Source organism: Bradyrhizobium sp. 4 (genome assembly GCF_023100905.1).
Taxonomy (GTDB): Bacteria; Pseudomonadota; Alphaproteobacteria; order Rhizobiales; family Xanthobacteraceae; genus Bradyrhizobium.
In genome coordinates, this window is sequence record NZ_CP064687.1 from 139,508 (window position 1) to 156,340 (window position 16,833).

Sequence of the window (16,833 nt, forward strand, 5' to 3'; positions counted from 1 at the left end):
GTCTCGTGATGCAAACCTCGATCGATCAGTCCCGCTTAACTTGAATGGGTTGGCTACGTATCTCGGCTTTGTCCCCGCCGATCTCTGCGCTGCCACGCGCGCCACTGCGACGCGAGCACCATTTTAGTTGTGTGCGCACGTCGATATGCCGAGATAACCCGATCATGTCGGCGACAAAAATCATTTGGCACCAGGTCATCCTGGTCTGCCTCATCGTGCTCGCGTTCCTGTGGGCGGCGACCGAATGGACAGCTTGGCGGCTTGCCTTCCAGCAGCAGCTTGGGGCTCCCTGGTTCAAGCTCGGACATTGGCCAATTTATCAGCCGGCAGCTTTCTTTGGCTGGTGGTTCAAGTTCGATGCTTACGCGCCCGTCGTTTTTGTGGAGGGTGGCGCGATTGCTGCAAGCGGCGGCATCGCGGCCATAGCGATGGCCATGTTGCTCTCGGTCCTGCGGGCCCATGAAGGGCGGGACGTCACCACCTACGGCTCGGCGCGCTGGGCCGATCTACGCGAAGTCAAACGGGCGGGACTGTTAGGCCCTGACGGCGTCGTGCTCGGCCGGTTCGGACGTCACTATCTGCGCCACGACGGGCCCGAGCATGTGCTATGCTTTGCGCCAACGCGCTCCGGCAAGGGTGTTGGCCTCGTCATTCCGACTCTTCTGACCTGGCCGGCCTCCACCATCGTCCATGACATCAAGGGTGAGAACTTCCAGTTGACCTCCGGATGGCGCGCGCAATTTGGGCCCGTGCTGTTGTTCGATCCGACCAATCCGGCCAGCGCCGCCTACAATCCACTCCTCGAGATCCGCCGTGGCGACTGCGAGGTGCGAGATGCTCAAAATATCGCCGATATTCTCGTCGATCCTGAGGGTGCACTCGAGCGCCGCAATCATTGGGAAAAGACCAGCCACTCACTCTTGGTGGGGGCAATTCTGCATGTCCTCTACGCCGAAGCCGATAAGACTCTCGCTGGGGTTGCAAATTTCCTTTCGGATCCATCTCGCCCGATCGAGGCTACGCTCAACGCAATGCTGGCGACTCCGCATCTTGGGACAGGCATCCATCCAGTCGTCGCATCAGCGGCACGCGAACTTTTGAACAAAAGCGAGAACGAGCGCTCGGGTGTGCTCTCGACGGCGATGAGCTTCCTCGGGCTCTATCGTGATCCGGTAGTTGCCAAGATCACCGCGCGAAGCGATTGGCGCATCCGTGATCTCGTCGACCGTCCTGAATCCGTCTCACTGTACCTTGTGGTGCCGCCATCGGACATCGTCCGCACCAAACCCTTGATGCGGCTCATCCTGAACCAGATCGGACGGCGTTTGACCGAGAGCCTTGATCCCGACCGGCGCCGGCAGAAGCTGCTTCTGATGCTTGACGAGTTTGCAGCCCTCGGCCGGCTCGACTTTTTCGAGAGCCAACTCGCCTTTATGGCAGGTTACGGCATCCGCAGCTTTCTCATCACGCAGAGCCTTAACCAGCTCGAACGCGCCTACGGTCCGAACCATGCGATCCTTGACAATTGCCACGTCCGGATCGCCTTTTCGACCAATGACGAGCGCACCGCCAAGCGCGTCTCCGACGCGCTCGGAACTGCGACCGAATTGCGAGCCATGAAGAACTATGCGGGCCACCGCCTGAGCCCGTGGCTTGGGCACTTGATGGTCAGCCGCCAGGAGACCTCTCGTCCGCTGCTGACTCCCGGCGAAATCATGCAACTGTCTCCGCAAGACGCGGTCGTGATGATTTCCGGTGTGCACCCGGTCCGTGCTAACAAGGTCCGCTACTATGAGGATCCGCAATTCCAGCGACGTGTCTTGAAGCCGCCCCGCTTGGAGCCGAACAAGCAGCCCACCCGCCCAGATGACTGGTCAGCCCGCGCCCAAATATCGCCGTCGGGCCAGCTGCTGACCAGGCGCACGGGCAGGAGCGACGAGGCGAACGGCGGCTTACGCCGCGAGCCGGAATTGCATGAGGAAATCGAGATCAAGACGCCGGCCGGCGAGCACGAGTTCGACCCCGAGCTCGACGAGGGTGACGAGGATGCCGTCCAGGCGCAACTGATGAGCCGGTCGATGCAGGGAGTTGCGCGAACCGTCACCCTCGATCCCGACGATGGAATGGACCTGTGAGCGAGGCAGCGTGAAAAAGGTCCAGCTCAGCATCTATCTCGATCCCGGAACGTTCAAAACGCTTGAGGCCTTCGCAAGCCGCGGTGGCCGGTCCAAGTCGCTGGTGGTCGAGGCCGCAATAGGTTCCTTCCTTTCTCCGGACGATTCCGATCGGCGCGAGGCTGTGATAGCAAAACGGCTGGATCGGATTGTGCGGGTGCTCGAGCGTCTTGAACGCAATGATGGCATCACGCTTGAGACCGTCGCGCTCTTCATCCGGTTCTGGCTGACCTCAACTCCGGCATTGCCCGAGCATTCGAGCCCTGCCGCCCGCGCCAAGGGCGGTGAGCGGTACGACCGCTTTGTCGAAGCGCTGGGACGACGACTTGCGAGCGGATCCAGCGTCCTGAAGGAGGTAAGCATCGACGTGCAAGCCTCCAAGAAGCCCGAATAGAAACTTCTCCGCGCAGAGTGCCTGTGACGGCTCCTTGGCGATCGAGCGCCGGGCCTAGGTGAGCCGAGCGGGCGCGCGCGAAGGCAGACCGACACAGAGTCGTGAAGCGCGGGGAGCTTTCTTGACGTCCCAGAAGGCCATCGCGAGTCGCCCCTAGCTGCCGCGCAGGAGGCTGAAAGATCCGGCTCATCTTGAGCCCGCCTCGTCTTTCTTTGGCTACGCCAGACTACGACGCCGATGTCGGCGCGATTGATGTCGTGGTCGGATTGACCCTTCTGTCGACGCATCATCGCTGGGCCGATTCATCTGTTTCGACCGGAAAGCCACGCCGCACGGATAGCGTGTGCCGTTTCGTGCGGTCGCAATTGAGGAGCTGAAGAAACAATGCAGATCGATGGTGAGGCTGAAGGTCAGGCCAGCTCGATTGGGAAAAGTTCCGATGGCAGGTGGAGCCGAGCTCGAACGAAGGTCTGCGAACCAAGAAGATCATCGTTCAGCTCTCCGAAAGCATCTTCGAGCGGCTTGAAGCCGCGACCGAACGCGCGGGAGCCGGCAAGAGCATGGTCGTCGACACGGCGCTTCAGCGTTTTCTGGCTCCTGCGCCAGCGGCCGAAGGGCTCATTCGTGAAACTCCGGACCGGTTCAGTGGTCAGATGGCAAGGCTCGAGCGCGAGGTCGCGATCGTTGCCGAGACAGTGGCCCTGCATGCGCGCTATCACCTCACCGTTACGGCGGCCAGCGACATTCCCTAGATGCATTCAGCAAAATACGAGGACTGGGACATGGTCATGACATGGCCACTCACAGACCAGGGCCTAATGGCGCGGGAGCCAACGCCGTGACCGACACCGCTCGCCAGCTCGGCGTGACGAAACTGACACAGGCGGGCCCATTGGCGTGCTTAGCAGCAGAAATATCGCCCTGTTCGCTTCCTATCCGGCGGCGGCTCGACTGCTTCGTGAGCCTGCTATAACCGGCGTGCCCTCGCTCGTGCTGACGGACCATGACCAGCTTCGCCCACGGCGCTTAAAGGAAATCTCAAAGAAAGAAAAACGATCGGACATAAACACCGGCGGTCTGTCTGGACCGGAACGCCCGCTGCGGCTGCCCCGGAGATGGATTCGCCGCGGGAAAATAGACACTCTGGCAAGTGGCGAGACATCGCACCGACATCGCGGCGAAAATCGTCAAAAAGAGCCGCTCCAGCGCTGAATACCATCACGGAGGCGGTTCCTCCAGCGCTGGCGTGGCGGAGCCAGACCAGCACAACTGTCCTGCTTCGACGGCATGGCGGCAACGTCTTGGACAATCAACAAGCAACGACGACTGTGGTGAAGTTCATACTCGACTTTGGAATCAGCTAGTAGTCTCTTTGAGGGGTTCACCGTGCTTTCTCTGCTACCATTCTTTGCGCCTTCCGGAGTCGCCAAGTGTTGGACGCAACGACCACTGCGCTTTTGCGTGCTGTTCTTGAGGAGGTTTGCGACAGTCTGCCTCGCAGCGAAACCGGCACTCGGGCCCATGTCGCTTCCAAGATCTTGGAGGCCGCCAACAGAGGTGAGATCACGGTGAACCGCCTTCGGCAGGTCGGCATGGAAGCTCTTCGCTCCGCGCCAACGATGTGGCGGTAGATGCAGACAACTCTGATAGCGCTCATGTGAATTTCCAGGTCACGGTGTTGAAGATCCTTGTCGGCTACCCGGACGGGTTCGCATCCATGCCGGATCTCAAGCGAGACATGGCCATTTTGGCCACGAGCGGTCCGGATTGGGCGGCGCGCACCAAGAGAATGGGCGCCCGCGTGCCCGAGCTCGATCTTTTTTCGCAGCGACTCGTCGAGCGAGTGAATCGAGGGTGGCGCATCACGGACAAGGGACGAGCGGTGCTCGAGCTGATGGAGCCGCGGCCGAGCACGGGCCAAGTCCAGCGAGAGGACCCGAGAGCTCCTGAGCTGCCATCGCCAGTGCCGGCACGATCCCTTTCTGTCGAACTACGCCGGCGCGAGCCCGAACGACTGGGGCGGCGCCGGTCCTCTAAGAGCCGATCGTGCGCACCGCACTCTCCGACTATGTAGGTGATCATGGCCGCGCCCCACAATCAGGTTGCCGAAGGAGGATTTTCGATGCCGTTGTGGCTTTCTTTTTATTGGAGAGCTGGAACGAGAAGTGCTGACATCTCAGCACATATCGGAGCACATATCGGGGAGAGGTGCTGTTGCTTCGATCAGCTCCAAGATCCCGGATGCGAGGTGCGCTGGACCTCGATTTTGACGCGTGAAGCGTCGGTCCTGTGTCCATCGTCCGGAACGGTGTCCCGACGTGTCCATAGCCGGTAGTCGCGAGGCTGACCCATCTGCCGCTCTCGGTGCGGTCGTCCAGCTTCAGGTAATCGCCCGCCGCTTCCGCTGCGATGCCGTCCTATGCGTGCGGGCGCCAGAGAGGTATGCCGTTCTTCGACAGAGGCCTGATAGCCGCGTCGCAGCGCGTTGTCGGCGATCTGCTCACCACCGACATCAGCGAGAAGCAGGCAAGATCGATCAAGTACCAGCTCAGCATCGCTAAGCTTCCGCTCGCCAACAACGGGCACCATCGTGGATACAGCTTGTGGCGATAGCGATAGCCAGATGGGTCTTGCCGGTACCGGCGCCGCCCACCAAAACGGCATTCCGCTGCGTTAGCAGTCGGGCGCATGCGCTGGAATCAGCCGAAGAAAGGGGGCCAAACGCGAGATTTCAGCGTGAATGCGCTGAGAGTTGCATCAATCGACATCGGTATAATACAACAATAGAGCTAGACGTCCGAAAGGCGCATGGTCAAGTGTTGGGTACGAAATGCTCCGATCGGAAGCCGAGACGACACACTCAGGTGAGAAGCGAGATTGTTCGTTCCATTGCGTGCTGAGTTCATCGGGCAAGGGCGACCAAAATTGTCGCTCTCCAAGAGATTAAGTCCGGCGAGGCTCGATCGTGGTCACAGACACTGCAAAAGACGGGGCCCGTCGTGTCCCATTCAATCCTCCGCTTGAAGCAAAATACATGTCCGTTGACGGCAGCCTCGGCGGCAAGCTGTCTCGTGCTGAACACGGGCGAAAGTGGCGCCTTACTCGAGCACGTCCCGCCGACACTCAACCAGTTCTTTTTGATCTTCACATCAACCTCAGCGGTACGCCCGGTTTACCGACTCTGCAAGGGAGCATGGGTTCAGGGTTCCAAAATGGAAGTTGACTACGTGTGCAAGCTGCCGAGCTTCGCTCGGCATATGTAAGACACTACCTTATGATTGTGGCAACCCGCATCGATGTGGACCCGGACCCACTCGGTAACACATGGGATGAGACGGTCCTGCCTTCAGCGTGGAAGTTCGTTGAGATAGTCTATAGTTCGCGTTCATCACTAGAACTTCGTCGAGTGCACGGCCATTGACTGGGTGGGCTGAATAGCCGATCCGGGCGAGGCGGAGATTGGCGTGCATCACGACCTCTTGCACGCGACGCCTCCAACCCAATTCTTTCGTTGTCCGCGAAAGCGTCGCTTGTGCCTTCAAATTGACCAGCGAGGCGAAGCATCAGATTCAACCTTAGTTCGCGCACGAGGAGACTTGCGGCTCGCGCACGGCTCGGCCGATGTCGCCGCAACCGCCGGAAATCACGGTGATGCGTCCTGAGAGACCGAGGCCGTTCATGCCGTCGCCTTTCTGTCTGTCGCGCCGGCGACGATGGCGCAATCCGCGCCCAGCGCAAGTCCCCCATTCCTCCGCCCAAGCTTGGGAAGCCTAGTCATTTCGAATTTCACGGTCCTCCGGCAACCACGCACGAACCCGCGGAGATTGATGCCACCGTCGCGATGGAGATCGATAGGGTAAATGATCGGCGCTGATGCCTCTTCAAGGTTGTCCGCAAGGGCTCGGGATCCAGAATGTCACCTTGGCTGAGAAGTTCCTCTCTTTGCGGTCTGCGGTAGATCGGGTAGGACATGGTTGACCTCCTGATTCACTCACAATGGGAAGATGGGACCTTGAGCCTCCTTTTTGGTTCAGATGCGAGGAATTCCGCACCTTAGGCAACGCCAGGACTGCAAGCAGCCCACCGAGTTTCTACGGCAACGAACATCTTAGAGATTAGTGGGACTCTCCGCGCTTCTCGCCTTGTGGAGATGACTGCACGTTTGGCTGTGGGGACGATGATGTTCCCGTCTGTGGCTCAGAGGTAGGAGATGGTGATATCTGTGTCGGCGGCGCTGGCTCCGCTTTCGTGTGTGGCGATCCAGCCGGAGGAGGAAGCAGCGGGGAAGAGGCGGGAGGAGCCTGCGTCTGCGAACTGTGCGACGGCGTCGAAGTTTCAGCTTTGCCTTCCTGCTTGTGCTCGTCTTTCCCGGGCGGCACGGGAATACCAAGCCTTAGCATTAGTCCTGTGGTCAGCACGGTGTTCTGCTCGGTCAGCTTGTTCACCACCGACGTGTGGTCGTGGTGCAACGCGGTGTACTCTTTTTCGAGCGATTCCACCCTCCACATCAAAAGGTAGATGATGATCACTGCGCCGAGTATGAGCGCGGTCAGTGGCGTCCTCGCGGCCGCAAGAGCCCGATTAAATCCATGCCCACCTGCGCCCCCACCATGCCCACCTGCGCCGCCGGCAAGTCCCCCTTGCCCTGGCGAGACGTGCGCTTGCAAGGCTACGTTGCCATTCACGGTGTCGTTGAACGCCTCCGGCGCACTGAATTCGAGCACCGTCCAGAACATCTCGCTTAATAGCTCTTCCCCGCCGATGACGAGTAGTAACAGTTCGATGGAGCCATACCGCACGCCGCGTACTTCGATGCGGACGTCCCTCCAACTCCGATCCACACGAGAAATCTTCTGCGCGAGCTTTGTCCCGAACTCTTGAATGAGCGCCCGTTCATTGTCATCGGGTGCGGGAGATCGAGTCGGGCTGCTGCTCTGCCAATAGTTGGTCCAAAACTCTTTCTTTGTTGCACTGGGAGATGTGCTCGGCAGTGACAGGCGTACTACGGCCATCCTCTGCATGTTACCCCCTCTGCTTGTTCAGACTGCCATGGTCGGCGCACGGGCATCATTGCGACAAATTAAGAAGACGGCCCCGCTATTAGAGCAACGCTGGGCCGCAAGTGAAAAGCGTGATCCCACTTCACACATCGCAATGTGTCCAAGGAGCGCATTCTAGCGTGACGACCCAACATTGCATAGCGCGATTGTGAAGCAACTCACACCTCTTGGTAGAAAGCCTCTTGACTACCCCGGCGGTGACGGCATGCTTTGCTCGCCCAAGTCTCATGGGACGCCGCAGGTGATAAATGCTGCCGCGGCTGATCTGCAAAACTTCCGCTTGCTTGGTGATCGACAGATCGTGCTCGCGGTCGATCATCGCTTTGCGCTCAGCAATCCCGCCTTGGTGAGCGCGCCTTCTAAAAAACTGGTCTCAGCGCTGCTCGCTCCCTGTGGGATAGAAACGCATTGCCGCTAGACTGCGGCCGGAAGGGAGCGGCCGATATGATTTTGGTGGCATGTGACCCCGCTAGAAAACCTGGTCCATGGGCTGTTGCGTACGTGAGAGTGGTGACGCCGTCCCGGCGATCCCGTCTAGGAATATGAATAAATTGCGTAGCCCAGCCCTTCCGCCGTGTCAGCAGGAGGATTGGAGATGAACCGCAACAAATCGAAATCCAGGGCCGACCGCACGATGCCCATGGTGCACCCGAACGCGGCTGCCATCGACATTGGCGCGACCATGCACATGGCTGCCGTCAGGGCAGATCGCGCACCTGAGCCAGTACGCAGCTTTGGTACCTTCACGGCTGATCTGCATCGGCTGGTCGACTGGTTTCAGAATGCGGCGTCGAGACCGCCGTCATGGAATCGACCAGTGTCTACTGGATCCCGATCTTCGAGCTTCTCGATGCACGGGGGTTCACTGTGTTTCTTGTCAACGCGCGCGATGCCAAGCACGTGCCGGGGCGCAAGACCGATGTCAGCGACGCGCAGTGGCTGCAGCGGCTCCATTCGTTCGGGTTGCTGCGAGCCGGCTTTCGACCCAAAGGGCAGATTGCCGAACTGCGAGCCTACGTGCGTCAGCGGGAGCTTCTGCTGGAGTACGCGGCTTCACACATCCAGCATATGCAGAAAGCATTGACTGAGATGAATCTTCAACTCCACCACGTTGTGGCCGACATCACCGGTGCGACCGGCCTGGGCATCATTCGCGCGATCCTTGCCGGCGAGCGCGACCCTGAGGCGCTGGCGTGCTTACGCCATTACAGCTGCCACTCCAGCGCCGAGGCGATCGCGAAGGCGCTCACCGGTAGCTACCGTGCCGAGCATCTGTTATGCGCTCGATCAGGCACTCGCCCTTTACGACGCCTATCGCGAGAAGGCATCAGCCTGCGATGTCCGGATCGAAGCTGTGTTGAAGGAACTCAGCACCCACAGGGGTCGTGATCATGGATCAGCACCGCCAGTCTCGCGGCGTCGGAACAGAACCGATCAGGCGAACGCTCTGGCTTTCGACATGCGGGCGGCGCTGTTCGTGTTGCTCGGAAAGGACATCACTATGATCGACGGCCTCGGCCCTTACCTTTCGCTGAAGTTGATCGCGGAATGCGGCGACGACCTTACCTCATGGCCAAGTGCAAAGCATTTTACCTCCTGGCTGGGGTTGGCTCCGAGCAATAAGATCTCCGGCGGCAAAGTGCTCTCGTCACGAACGCGCCGATCCGGCGGTCGGGCCGCGGCTCTTCTGCGCCTCGCTGCCGTCACCGTCGGACGCACTGACACCGCGCTCGGCGCCTTTTACAGGCGCCTCTCGTCCCGCATCGGCAAGGCCAAGGCGGTGACCGCCACGGCCCGCAAGATCGCAGTCCTATTCTACAACGCGGTGCGACACGGAATGGAGTATGTCGATCCGGGGGCTCATCCTACGAGACGCGCTACCGCACGCGGGTCGTCAACAATCTGCATCGGCGTGCCAAGGCATTCGGGTTTGTTCTCCAGCCCGTGTTGCCGAAAGCTGGTGCTGCCGTTTCTTAGGAATCGTTCTCCAGCGTCAGCTCTCCGATCTTGGCGTGCAGCGACTTTACGTCGATCGCAGGCGCGGCGGGCGCAGCACTGCCAGGTCAAAAACCTCCGCACGCGCCGCCTTCCAATTGGGCCTTCCAGGCCGTGATCTGATTGGGGTGGACGTCGAACTGCTCGGCCAGTTGAGCGATCGTCCGGTCGCCCTTGACGGCGGCAAGCGCCACCTTCGCCGGCGTTAAAGCCGGACCGTTGTCTTTCGATCACCAGGCCGCCGAATCCTTATGAGCACGCACTAATATCTATCTCGCTGTGCAGAACAATTTTCCAACGATTCAATGATTTAACGGATTTGCTGGAAAACAGGAAAGCGCGCGTGTTATAACCGTGGCGTTGTTAAACCTTTACCGGGCTTTGCCCCACGCCGTTTTTGGAATACAACGTAGTCGACAGTGGTGAAATCAACACCTTCCTCGCCGGATGTTCTCAGAACCAGGCCACAGCGCGACTGCTGGCTATTTGTCTGGAACGCGCGTTGCGCAATGGGCCGGACGGTCTTCAGCCTCTCGAAAAATAAGATCCTGACGCACCGGGCTGGCTGCGCGAGAAGTTCGCGTCCGGCGTTAGGTTTCATCGCTTCGTGCCGAATGCCGCGCTCGAGGCGCGTGTGCGCCACGTTGCCGACTGGATCGAAGCTGCGCGGGTGAACAACGAAGAATGGCTGCAGCGCTGCGACGAGCAAGGCCGTCCGCTGAAGCTCCTTAAGATCGGCTCGCTCGCGCAGGCGATCGCTGAAGCCGACAAGGCGATGCGGCGGTTCGCTTTCAATGCGGCGGCCGCGCCCCATATCGACGGCGAGGGCGAAGAATCGGTGATGACGTTCGCCGACGGCAGCCGGATCGTGCGTCTTTTGACGCCGGCGGCGCTCGATCGCGAAAGCGCGATGATGGGTCATTGCGTCGGGCAGGGCGCGTATGACGCGGCCGTCAAAGACCGTAGCCGGATCATCTACTCGCTGCGCGACGCAAAGAACAAAGCGCATGTCACTTTGACGTGAAGGCGGACGGCAACGAGCTTCTGCAGTGCAAGGGCAAGGAGAACAGGCCGCCGGTCCCACGCTACATGCCGCAGGTCCGCGCGTTCATCGAACGCTCTCCATGTACGAGCCCTTTGCGTACGCGCTTGGCTGGGAGACCAACAATGCCGTCAGCAAGATTTATGCGGTCGAAAGGATCCTGTTTCGTGCTGGCGCCTTGCGCCGTTATCTCCCGGGAGATGGTCGAGGAGATGTGCGATACAGAGGACAAGCGCAACCTGGTGCATGAGGGCGGCGGACATGCCGTAATCTACGGTCCTGACGGCAGTCCGCTCGCGGAGAAGTTGCCTGAAACCAGCGTAGGGATCGTCTATGCCACTATCGATCTTGCCGCGATCGGCATAGCGAAGAACGCGGCTGACCCTGCGGGGCATTACTCCCGCCCCGACGTCGTTCGGTTGTTGTTAAATAACAAGCCGGCGAAGAGGGTGGAGCACTTCTCGCTTCCGCACGATGTTTTTGCGCCCGACCTGAACGGTGCGGAGTGAAGCGACGACCGGAAGTCGCTTCGAGGAGCGCATGCACCGGGAGGGCTGTACCCGCGGACATTTGCCGCTAGCGCCGCGCTACTCGGTCAAAACGGGCATGAGCGGAAGTATAAGCGATGTCCGCTTTGCTCCCCGCGGCGATGCTGCTGCAGTCAACTGCGGCTAATAAACTGGCGCCTCTAGGGCCCAGGCCTGCGCGCGAGGGTCGATCCCAGTTGGGTATTGATGTGCTGGTAAAACGAGATTTGGGACGGGGCGAAGCCATTGGGACCCGTTGGCCCGAAGGTAAGCAGCAGCTCATGTGTGCGGGAGCGATTCAGGTTCAGGATCGGCGTTCCGCCGCCGGACAGCGGAATAAGCTTGAATTGAGGGGTTACGCCGCCGCTGGAGACAACCACGAACTTCAGATCGTAACTGTAAACGTCGATCTTTTCAGGCTTCTTCGCACCCTGCGGCTTTGATGAATGGAGCAGATCGGCAGCCTTTACGTGGTCCTCCAAAAAACGCGCTATACCCAAATCCGACTTCACGAGAAGTGAGCTGGCGTCTCGTTCGATAGGCCACGCCTGCTCGTCGCACATGTCTTTGTTCTTGCCGGGGCCCGCAATGCTGCCGACACTCCAGTAGGAGTAGGCTGTATCCGTTCGTGTTGCAGTCGATGAAAGCTCTCCCGAAAGGCCTACGCTCCAGCTCCTACCGATCGAGAGGCCCGATTCCGATCCGTTCGTAAGCGTACGATTATAAGTCAGGTTCGGCGTGAAGCCCGAGCTTTCCACAACGCTAGGGGTCAACTGCAACTGAATGCCATAGTCTGGCGGTATCGGCGGTCCGAATCCGGTTGGAGTTTGATTGACCCTGCGTATCCCCTTGATGGTTTCGCACAGAATATTGCGCTTTATCTTAAGCACCATGTCGGGGCCGACATCTTGCGCCTCCCACGCTTCTGTGAGCGTAGGCGGGACAAGGCCGCAGCCGGCGAGGGGGATCGTCAGGAGCAGCGCTGCCGTGCACACCCTCAAGGACAAACTTAGCATTATGGCATGCCTCAGTCTGGCAGCTTGAGGTTCGGCTCATCAGGCCGCAGCTGCTTGAGTAGATCGGTCGCATCCCCGTGCGGGACCGAGGTGATCGTTACCTCAAAACCGGGGCCCGCCTTCTTGACGTGCAAATTGGCCTGATCGCCGGCTTTGTCCGCTAAACCGGGAAGCAGCTCGCCGGGCACTTCCTCAAGGATGAACTTGTAGTCGGCGCCGACCCTCTCGATACGGATCGCATCGATGCGGGGGTAGCACAGGTTTCCCCACAAGACTTCATTGGCGGCGCAGGGTGGAGGATGAGGGGCCATATCCGTCTCCCGATAAAAGTTTTTCCTCGCAATAGATTTTCGTCGCAACCGATACGATCGGGCCGTAATGCCGTCTTGGCAAGTCTGAGTAGCAGGAGCCTTGACGAAAAATGTCGAGTTGTATCCGGGGGGCCACACCAGGCAAGCGCGTTCAAAAGCGAACCGGGCTGCGGTGCGTCGTTGCCATAAAAGGGCTCGATCGTTTTCGCGCCAATTTTGCGGTGCTGGGCTAGGCTGCCGCACGAGCTTGCCTTACCCTCCGAGCAAGTCTAGCTTACTGCAAGCTTTAGTAGAACGCAATTTGATGCGGTGACGCGCCGCGGGGCCTGCACCGTGAAATTCAATGGGAGCGGCACGTGCGCTCTTTTTTAAATCGTAGGCCGGGTGGCTTTTTTTGGACCATCGTCCTTCAGCTGGTGACCTGTGTGCTTCCTGGCGTTGCGGCCTCGGCCGATGCTCCCGGCAAGCCGGCGTTGACGGTTATTCTAGAGCGCAATGAAATTCTCGCCGGCCAGACGATGAGCTTCAACGTGTGGATCGAGAATGCGACCGAGGCCAGGATAATCGATGCGGGTCTCAGCTTGTTTGGGCCGACCTTCTTGAAAGTCGGCACCCTCGACACAAGCGGCGTGTGCTCCACAAAAGACACTATAGTTCTCGGCAGCGTTGAGCCCGGTTCGACGCTGGTGCGGAACAAATTGTGCCTGAAGGCAGATTCCAGCATCGAAGAGCGTGACGAGAATCTGGGGTTCGGTCTCAGCTATTCACTTCAGAACGTGAAGGACAACAAAACGACTGCCGGCGCGCTTGTTGCGGAAAAGAAGTTGAGCATCGGCCTATTCGGAACGGAAAGCGTTGGCGGTGTTTCGCTGCGTCTTGCGTCGTACATCATTCCCGGCACGCTTTTCTTGATGATTTTGCGATTATTCGCTCCCAAATGGAAAGTAGAACTCGGTGCGACGGAGTCCGTCACACTCAGCATTTTTATCTCGGTTCTCTTGTTCCTTCTGGCGGCGCTTGGATTTCCTTCCTTGCAGCTGCGTTTCGCAGGGATCGGATCAAGTGTAAGTGCGATTGCGTTTCTCGCGCTCTGTGGCGCTGCGATCGCGCTTGCTTTCATTGCAGCCGTCGTTTTGCAAGGTTTGTCATTTATAGCCAGTCAATGGCGCAAAGCCCGCGTTGTCCAGGAAACTGACAGTCCCGGCAGAATGCTCCGGAAAGCTTTGCGCGCTGCCGGGGGCAACTTCGAGCCCGTCATGATGATCCAGGGCGATAAGCAGTTTTTCGGTTCGCTTGCAGTGCCCACGTACGACGGCGGCAAGATTTTGCTCGGATGGTTTAAGCTCAAGATATCCGACGAGACGAAGCGATCGAAAGCGGAGGAATTGGTCAGAAAGAACAAGTTCGTCAAACTCATGAGAAAAGCTGCCTGGTGGAAGATTCAGCCGGAAATGGATGATCCGGTCAAGGAACCGGACGACGCTGGCGGTCTCAAAGCAACGAATACGATTGGTAAGTACTTCGATGAGAAGGCCGTGCGTTTGGCGGTCATGCGAGATGAGCTTAAAGAGAGCAAACCTGTCATCGTGACCAAATGATGCGGCTGGGACCGGCCTTGCGGCCGGCCCCAGGAGATAGTTGCCGCCTTGCTCGCCTTGTGTGGCAAGCAGTGGCGGCATCTTTGGGCACGTAGCCCAGCTGTACAGCGTTGTGAGAATATCGCGCCAAGGGCGAGAAGACAAACGGTAAACGGTCAATAGAAGGTGGTCACCCCCGATGCGGCGCTTGCGAGGAATTTGAAATGGCGCGCGTGGTTTATTGTGTTTTTGACGTTCATCTCTGGTCGCAGCCGTTCGTTGGGGCCGATTTCGATCCAAGGGTCCATTTCCTTTGGTCCGCTTCTGATTTCCGCCAGATGCGCACCCGCGGCACCAAGATCGAACTTGCGAACCTGGTCCTGCTTCCTCTGAATAATGAACTCGATCTGCGACGGAATCACCTTTGGCCGCGCTATCAGACGGTCGCTAGCAATGTACCAGGAAGTATAACTCCGTTTGGAGAAGCCAGCGATTTTGTGTGGCCGGTACGCTGCAGGCCCAAGAATCTCGATTTAACGCTAAATGGAGCCGTGTGGAACACGAACCGGAAAGTGCGGTCGACGATCTGGCTTTGGCCGTTCGGGTGGTCGTCCCTGCTCGAGATGGACCTTCCTGCAGGCGATGAGTTTGACGACCTGCTGGATATTGGAATCAAGCTCCGTCAGAAAGATCCTGCTCCTCTGCTCCTGAAGGGGAAGGCGGTCGGGGTGTCCGGCGCGCTTGCCCATCTGGCTCAGCTCGTCAAGCAGGATCTGTGCACGCCGGCCGCTCAAGGAAAGGCAATGGAATCTACTCGCCTTCCGCGCTACGTCGTGTGCGCCATTGAATTGCAGAAAGGATTTCAAGTTCGCCGCAACATCTCCATGGCGGATCGAATGTCGCTGATCGGGGCTGTGCGCGGACAGGAGCTCGACCTGAGCAAGTTTCTCAGCAATCCTCCCTTATTCACGCCGCTCGGTGATGGCAATTTTGCTGTCACCGACTTTGATGCGGGAACAGCAATCGTTCAGCGGCATCGGCAGGACCGGGAGGGCAGCCTGGAAGGCAATCATTGCTTCTACGTCAATACGCGGAATTTTTTCTCCATCTTTCTCACCCTTCATCGGTTGATCGCCTACCTGACCGTGAAATCGAAGGGAGACGCAAGGGCGGCGGCTGCCGCATCGGTGCTCGCGTCCTTGCCTGCCGAATATCGAAACAGGCTCTGCTCGGACTTCGCCGCTAAATATGCGCCGCAGCCGACTGTTCCAGTTGTTGCAGGTAATAACCCCGCGGCTCCTTGAGGGCACGTTCGCGACGCATGGGTAGTGCTTCAGCGCGAAGCGTTTTTCAAGCGGCATGGGCACCGAACTTGATCTTGGGCCGCGAGCCATCGATTCCTTCCCGGACATGGCGCATGGACTTTATCCCGTCGCTCGTTCTTCTTACCGCGCGTGAGCTCGTTAACCTTGGCTTTCGCGACAGGGACCCGTCTGCCCGTAAGCCTCACCCGCGCGAGGGATCGTTACCAGCAACCGCCGAGACTTAATGCGCTGGGCAGGCGAGCGAAGGAAGATTGAGGTTGGCTACCTACTCAGACTCGCCGTGCGCTACGCGAAGCAGTTCGCGTAGGCGCTCCCAGTTGAGCGTATCCTCGTACGGGAGACCGATTGAGTGCGCCGAGGCTCTTGCAGCGACTTCGCTTGCGATCTCTTCGAGCCTGTCGACGGGAATGGGATCGACATCTCCCGTGATGCCGCGTTGTGACAAGCGTCCCGGACAATCCTGGCGAACTCGCGTTCGCGGGCCTGATTAACGTAGCGCTCGGCCATGGCGGTCATCCGTAAGCGCGAAGCCGATACCCTTGCTTCAGAATTCGAATGAACGTGGGAAAGAAGCCTCCGGCTTGGACGGAGGTTTCGGATGGGATTGGACAGCAAAAAGGACGTCCATTTGGACGGCTCAACGAGGGGATCGGTGAGCCGGCTGGAGGTTCTTGAAGGACCATCGGGGCGCCGCGTACGTTCGGAAGCTGAGAGAGCTCGGATCGTCGCCGAGAGTCTGTTACCCGGTGCCCAGGTGTCCGAGGTGGCGCGCAAGCACGGAGCGACGCGCTGGCAGATCTACGATTGGCGACGGCGGCTTCGGCAACGAGGCGTGTTGCCGCCGCGCGAGGTATCGCAGCCGACATTCGCGCCGCTAGTCGTGGAAGGTGCGTTGGAGGAGCGTCAGGTTCCGGCGATCAAGCTTGAGATCGCGATCGGCGATGTCGTGCTGCGGACGGACACAGCCATAGATGGCGAGCAGCTGTCCCGTGTGATCCGCGCGATGCGAGCGTCACGATGATCGCGGCCGGTGCCGATCTGAAGATTTACATCGCGACGCGGCCGATCGACTTCCGCTGTGGCCACGATGGGCTTGCGGCGAAGGTGCAGGAGATGCTTCGTCTCGACCCGTTCAGCGGCGCAGCCTTCGTGTTCCGATCGAAACGAGCGGACCGGATCAAGATTTTGGTCTGGGATCGAACGGGTCTGGTGTTGGTGCACAAGCGTCTTGAAGGTTGCAAGTTCGTTTGGCCAACGATCGCAGACGGCGTGATACGGATATCGCCGGCGATGTTCGCAGCCCTGTTCGAGGGGCTGGATTGGAGGTTGGTCCGCCCGGAAGAAGCGCGGCGTCCCCAGGCGGCTGGATAACTGCGGCAGAATGACTCGGAAGCTATTTTGAATGTGGCACG

Annotated in this window: 13 protein-coding genes and 6 pseudogenes; 13 read left to right on the top strand and 6 right to left on the bottom strand. The window is 59.2% G+C overall.

Annotated features, from left to right (window positions below):
• The first annotated feature begins 164 nt into the window (after positions 1 to 164).
• The 6 genes and pseudogenes from IVB45_RS38085 to IVB45_RS38110 form a co-directional block, all read left to right on the top strand.
• On the top strand, positions 165 to 2,135 hold the full coding sequence (locus IVB45_RS38085; RefSeq protein WP_247285494.1) for a conjugal transfer protein TraG: 1,971 nt from the start codon (positions 165 to 167) through the stop codon (positions 2,133 to 2,135).
• Positions 2,119 to 2,568, top strand: coding sequence for a CopG family transcriptional regulator (locus IVB45_RS38090; RefSeq protein ID WP_247408862.1), 450 nt, complete (start codon positions 2,119 to 2,121; stop codon positions 2,566 to 2,568). The genes IVB45_RS38085 and IVB45_RS38090 overlap by 17 nt, the downstream gene beginning before the upstream one ends.
• A gap of 446 nt (positions 2,569 to 3,014) precedes the next feature.
• The gene (locus tag IVB45_RS38095) at positions 3,015 to 3,320 is read left to right on the top strand and encodes a hypothetical protein (protein ID WP_247285496.1); all 306 of its coding nucleotides are present in this window, start codon (positions 3,015 to 3,017) and stop codon (positions 3,318 to 3,320) included.
• A gap of 678 nt (positions 3,321 to 3,998) precedes the next feature.
• Positions 3,999 to 4,199: a hypothetical protein gene (locus IVB45_RS38100; RefSeq protein ID WP_247285497.1), complete on the top strand. Its 201-nt coding sequence runs from the start codon at positions 3,999 to 4,001 to the stop codon at positions 4,197 to 4,199.
• A gap of 26 nt (positions 4,200 to 4,225) precedes the next feature.
• Positions 4,226 to 4,642 (top strand): hypothetical protein, encoded by a 417-nt coding sequence (locus tag IVB45_RS38105; protein WP_247285498.1) that lies wholly within the window; start codon positions 4,226 to 4,228, stop codon positions 4,640 to 4,642.
• 404 nt (positions 4,643 to 5,046) lie between these two features.
• Positions 5,047 to 5,148: pseudogene (locus IVB45_RS38110) on the top strand (IS21-like element helper ATPase IstB); the annotation flags it as partial.
• Here IVB45_RS38110 and IVB45_RS38115 read toward each other — a convergent pair.
• From IVB45_RS38115 to IVB45_RS38125, 3 genes and pseudogenes are all read right to left on the bottom strand, one after another.
• Positions 5,147 to 5,239: pseudogene (locus IVB45_RS38115) on the bottom strand (ATP-binding protein); the annotation flags it as partial. The pseudogenes IVB45_RS38110 and IVB45_RS38115 overlap by 2 nt on opposite strands.
• Before the next feature lie 1,444 nt (positions 5,240 to 6,683).
• On the bottom strand, positions 6,684 to 7,589 hold the full coding sequence (locus tag IVB45_RS38120) for a hypothetical protein (RefSeq protein WP_247360304.1): 906 nt from the start codon (positions 7,587 to 7,589) through the stop codon (positions 6,684 to 6,686).
• A 265-nt stretch (positions 7,590 to 7,854) separates the two neighbouring features.
• Positions 7,855 to 8,001: pseudogene (locus tag IVB45_RS38125) on the bottom strand (IS3 family transposase); the annotation flags it as partial.
• 222 nt (positions 8,002 to 8,223) lie between these two features.
• Between IVB45_RS38125 and IVB45_RS38130 the strand changes: the two are divergent.
• Positions 8,224 to 9,605: pseudogene (locus IVB45_RS38130) on the top strand (IS110 family transposase).
• Positions 9,606 to 9,607: 2 nt separating this feature from the next.
• Here IVB45_RS38130 and IVB45_RS38135 read toward each other — a convergent pair.
• Positions 9,608 to 9,817: pseudogene (locus tag IVB45_RS38135) on the bottom strand (transposase); the annotation flags it as partial.
• A 413-nt stretch (positions 9,818 to 10,230) separates the two neighbouring features.
• Between IVB45_RS38135 and IVB45_RS38140 the strand changes: the two are divergent.
• Together IVB45_RS38140 and IVB45_RS38145 are read left to right on the top strand one after the other, a co-directional pair.
• Complete coding sequence (locus tag IVB45_RS38140) at positions 10,231 to 10,647, top strand: hypothetical protein (protein ID WP_247285501.1); 417 nt, start codon at positions 10,231 to 10,233, stop codon at positions 10,645 to 10,647.
• Positions 10,648 to 10,738: 91 nt separating this feature from the next.
• Positions 10,739 to 11,174, top strand: a pseudogene (locus tag IVB45_RS38145) (nitrilase-related carbon-nitrogen hydrolase); the annotation flags it as partial.
• Positions 11,175 to 11,353: 179 nt separating this feature from the next.
• Here the strand turns inward: IVB45_RS38145 and IVB45_RS38150 are convergent.
• Together IVB45_RS38150 and IVB45_RS38155 are read right to left on the bottom strand one after the other, a co-directional pair.
• Positions 11,354 to 12,208 (bottom strand): hypothetical protein, encoded by an 855-nt coding sequence (locus IVB45_RS38150; RefSeq protein ID WP_247360303.1) that lies wholly within the window; start codon positions 12,206 to 12,208, stop codon positions 11,354 to 11,356.
• Between the two features lie 11 nt (positions 12,209 to 12,219).
• Positions 12,220 to 12,519 (bottom strand): hypothetical protein, encoded by a 300-nt coding sequence (locus IVB45_RS38155; protein WP_247285503.1) that lies wholly within the window; start codon positions 12,517 to 12,519, stop codon positions 12,220 to 12,222.
• Between the two features lie 356 nt (positions 12,520 to 12,875).
• Here IVB45_RS38155 and IVB45_RS38160 point away from each other — a divergent pair, with 356 nt between their 5' ends.
• From IVB45_RS38160 to tnpB, 4 genes are all read left to right on the top strand, one after another.
• A complete protein-coding gene (locus IVB45_RS38160; RefSeq protein WP_247360301.1) occupies positions 12,876 to 14,117 on the top strand; it encodes a hypothetical protein in 1,242 nt (413 codons plus the stop codon).
• A 203-nt stretch (positions 14,118 to 14,320) separates the two neighbouring features.
• Positions 14,321 to 15,400 (top strand): hypothetical protein, encoded by a 1,080-nt coding sequence (locus IVB45_RS38165; protein WP_247360299.1) that lies wholly within the window; start codon positions 14,321 to 14,323, stop codon positions 15,398 to 15,400.
• 619 nt (positions 15,401 to 16,019) lie between these two features.
• Complete coding sequence (locus IVB45_RS38170; protein ID WP_247807638.1) at positions 16,020 to 16,442, top strand: transposase; 423 nt, start codon at positions 16,020 to 16,022, stop codon at positions 16,440 to 16,442.
• Positions 16,439 to 16,792 carry an IS66 family insertion sequence element accessory protein TnpB gene (gene tnpB, locus IVB45_RS38175; protein ID WP_007601228.1) on the top strand — a complete coding sequence of 118 codons (354 nt, stop codon included), beginning with the start codon at positions 16,439 to 16,441 and terminating at the stop codon, positions 16,790 to 16,792. The genes IVB45_RS38170 and tnpB overlap by 4 nt, the downstream gene beginning before the upstream one ends.
• The last annotated feature ends 41 nt before the right edge of the window (positions 16,793 to 16,833 follow it).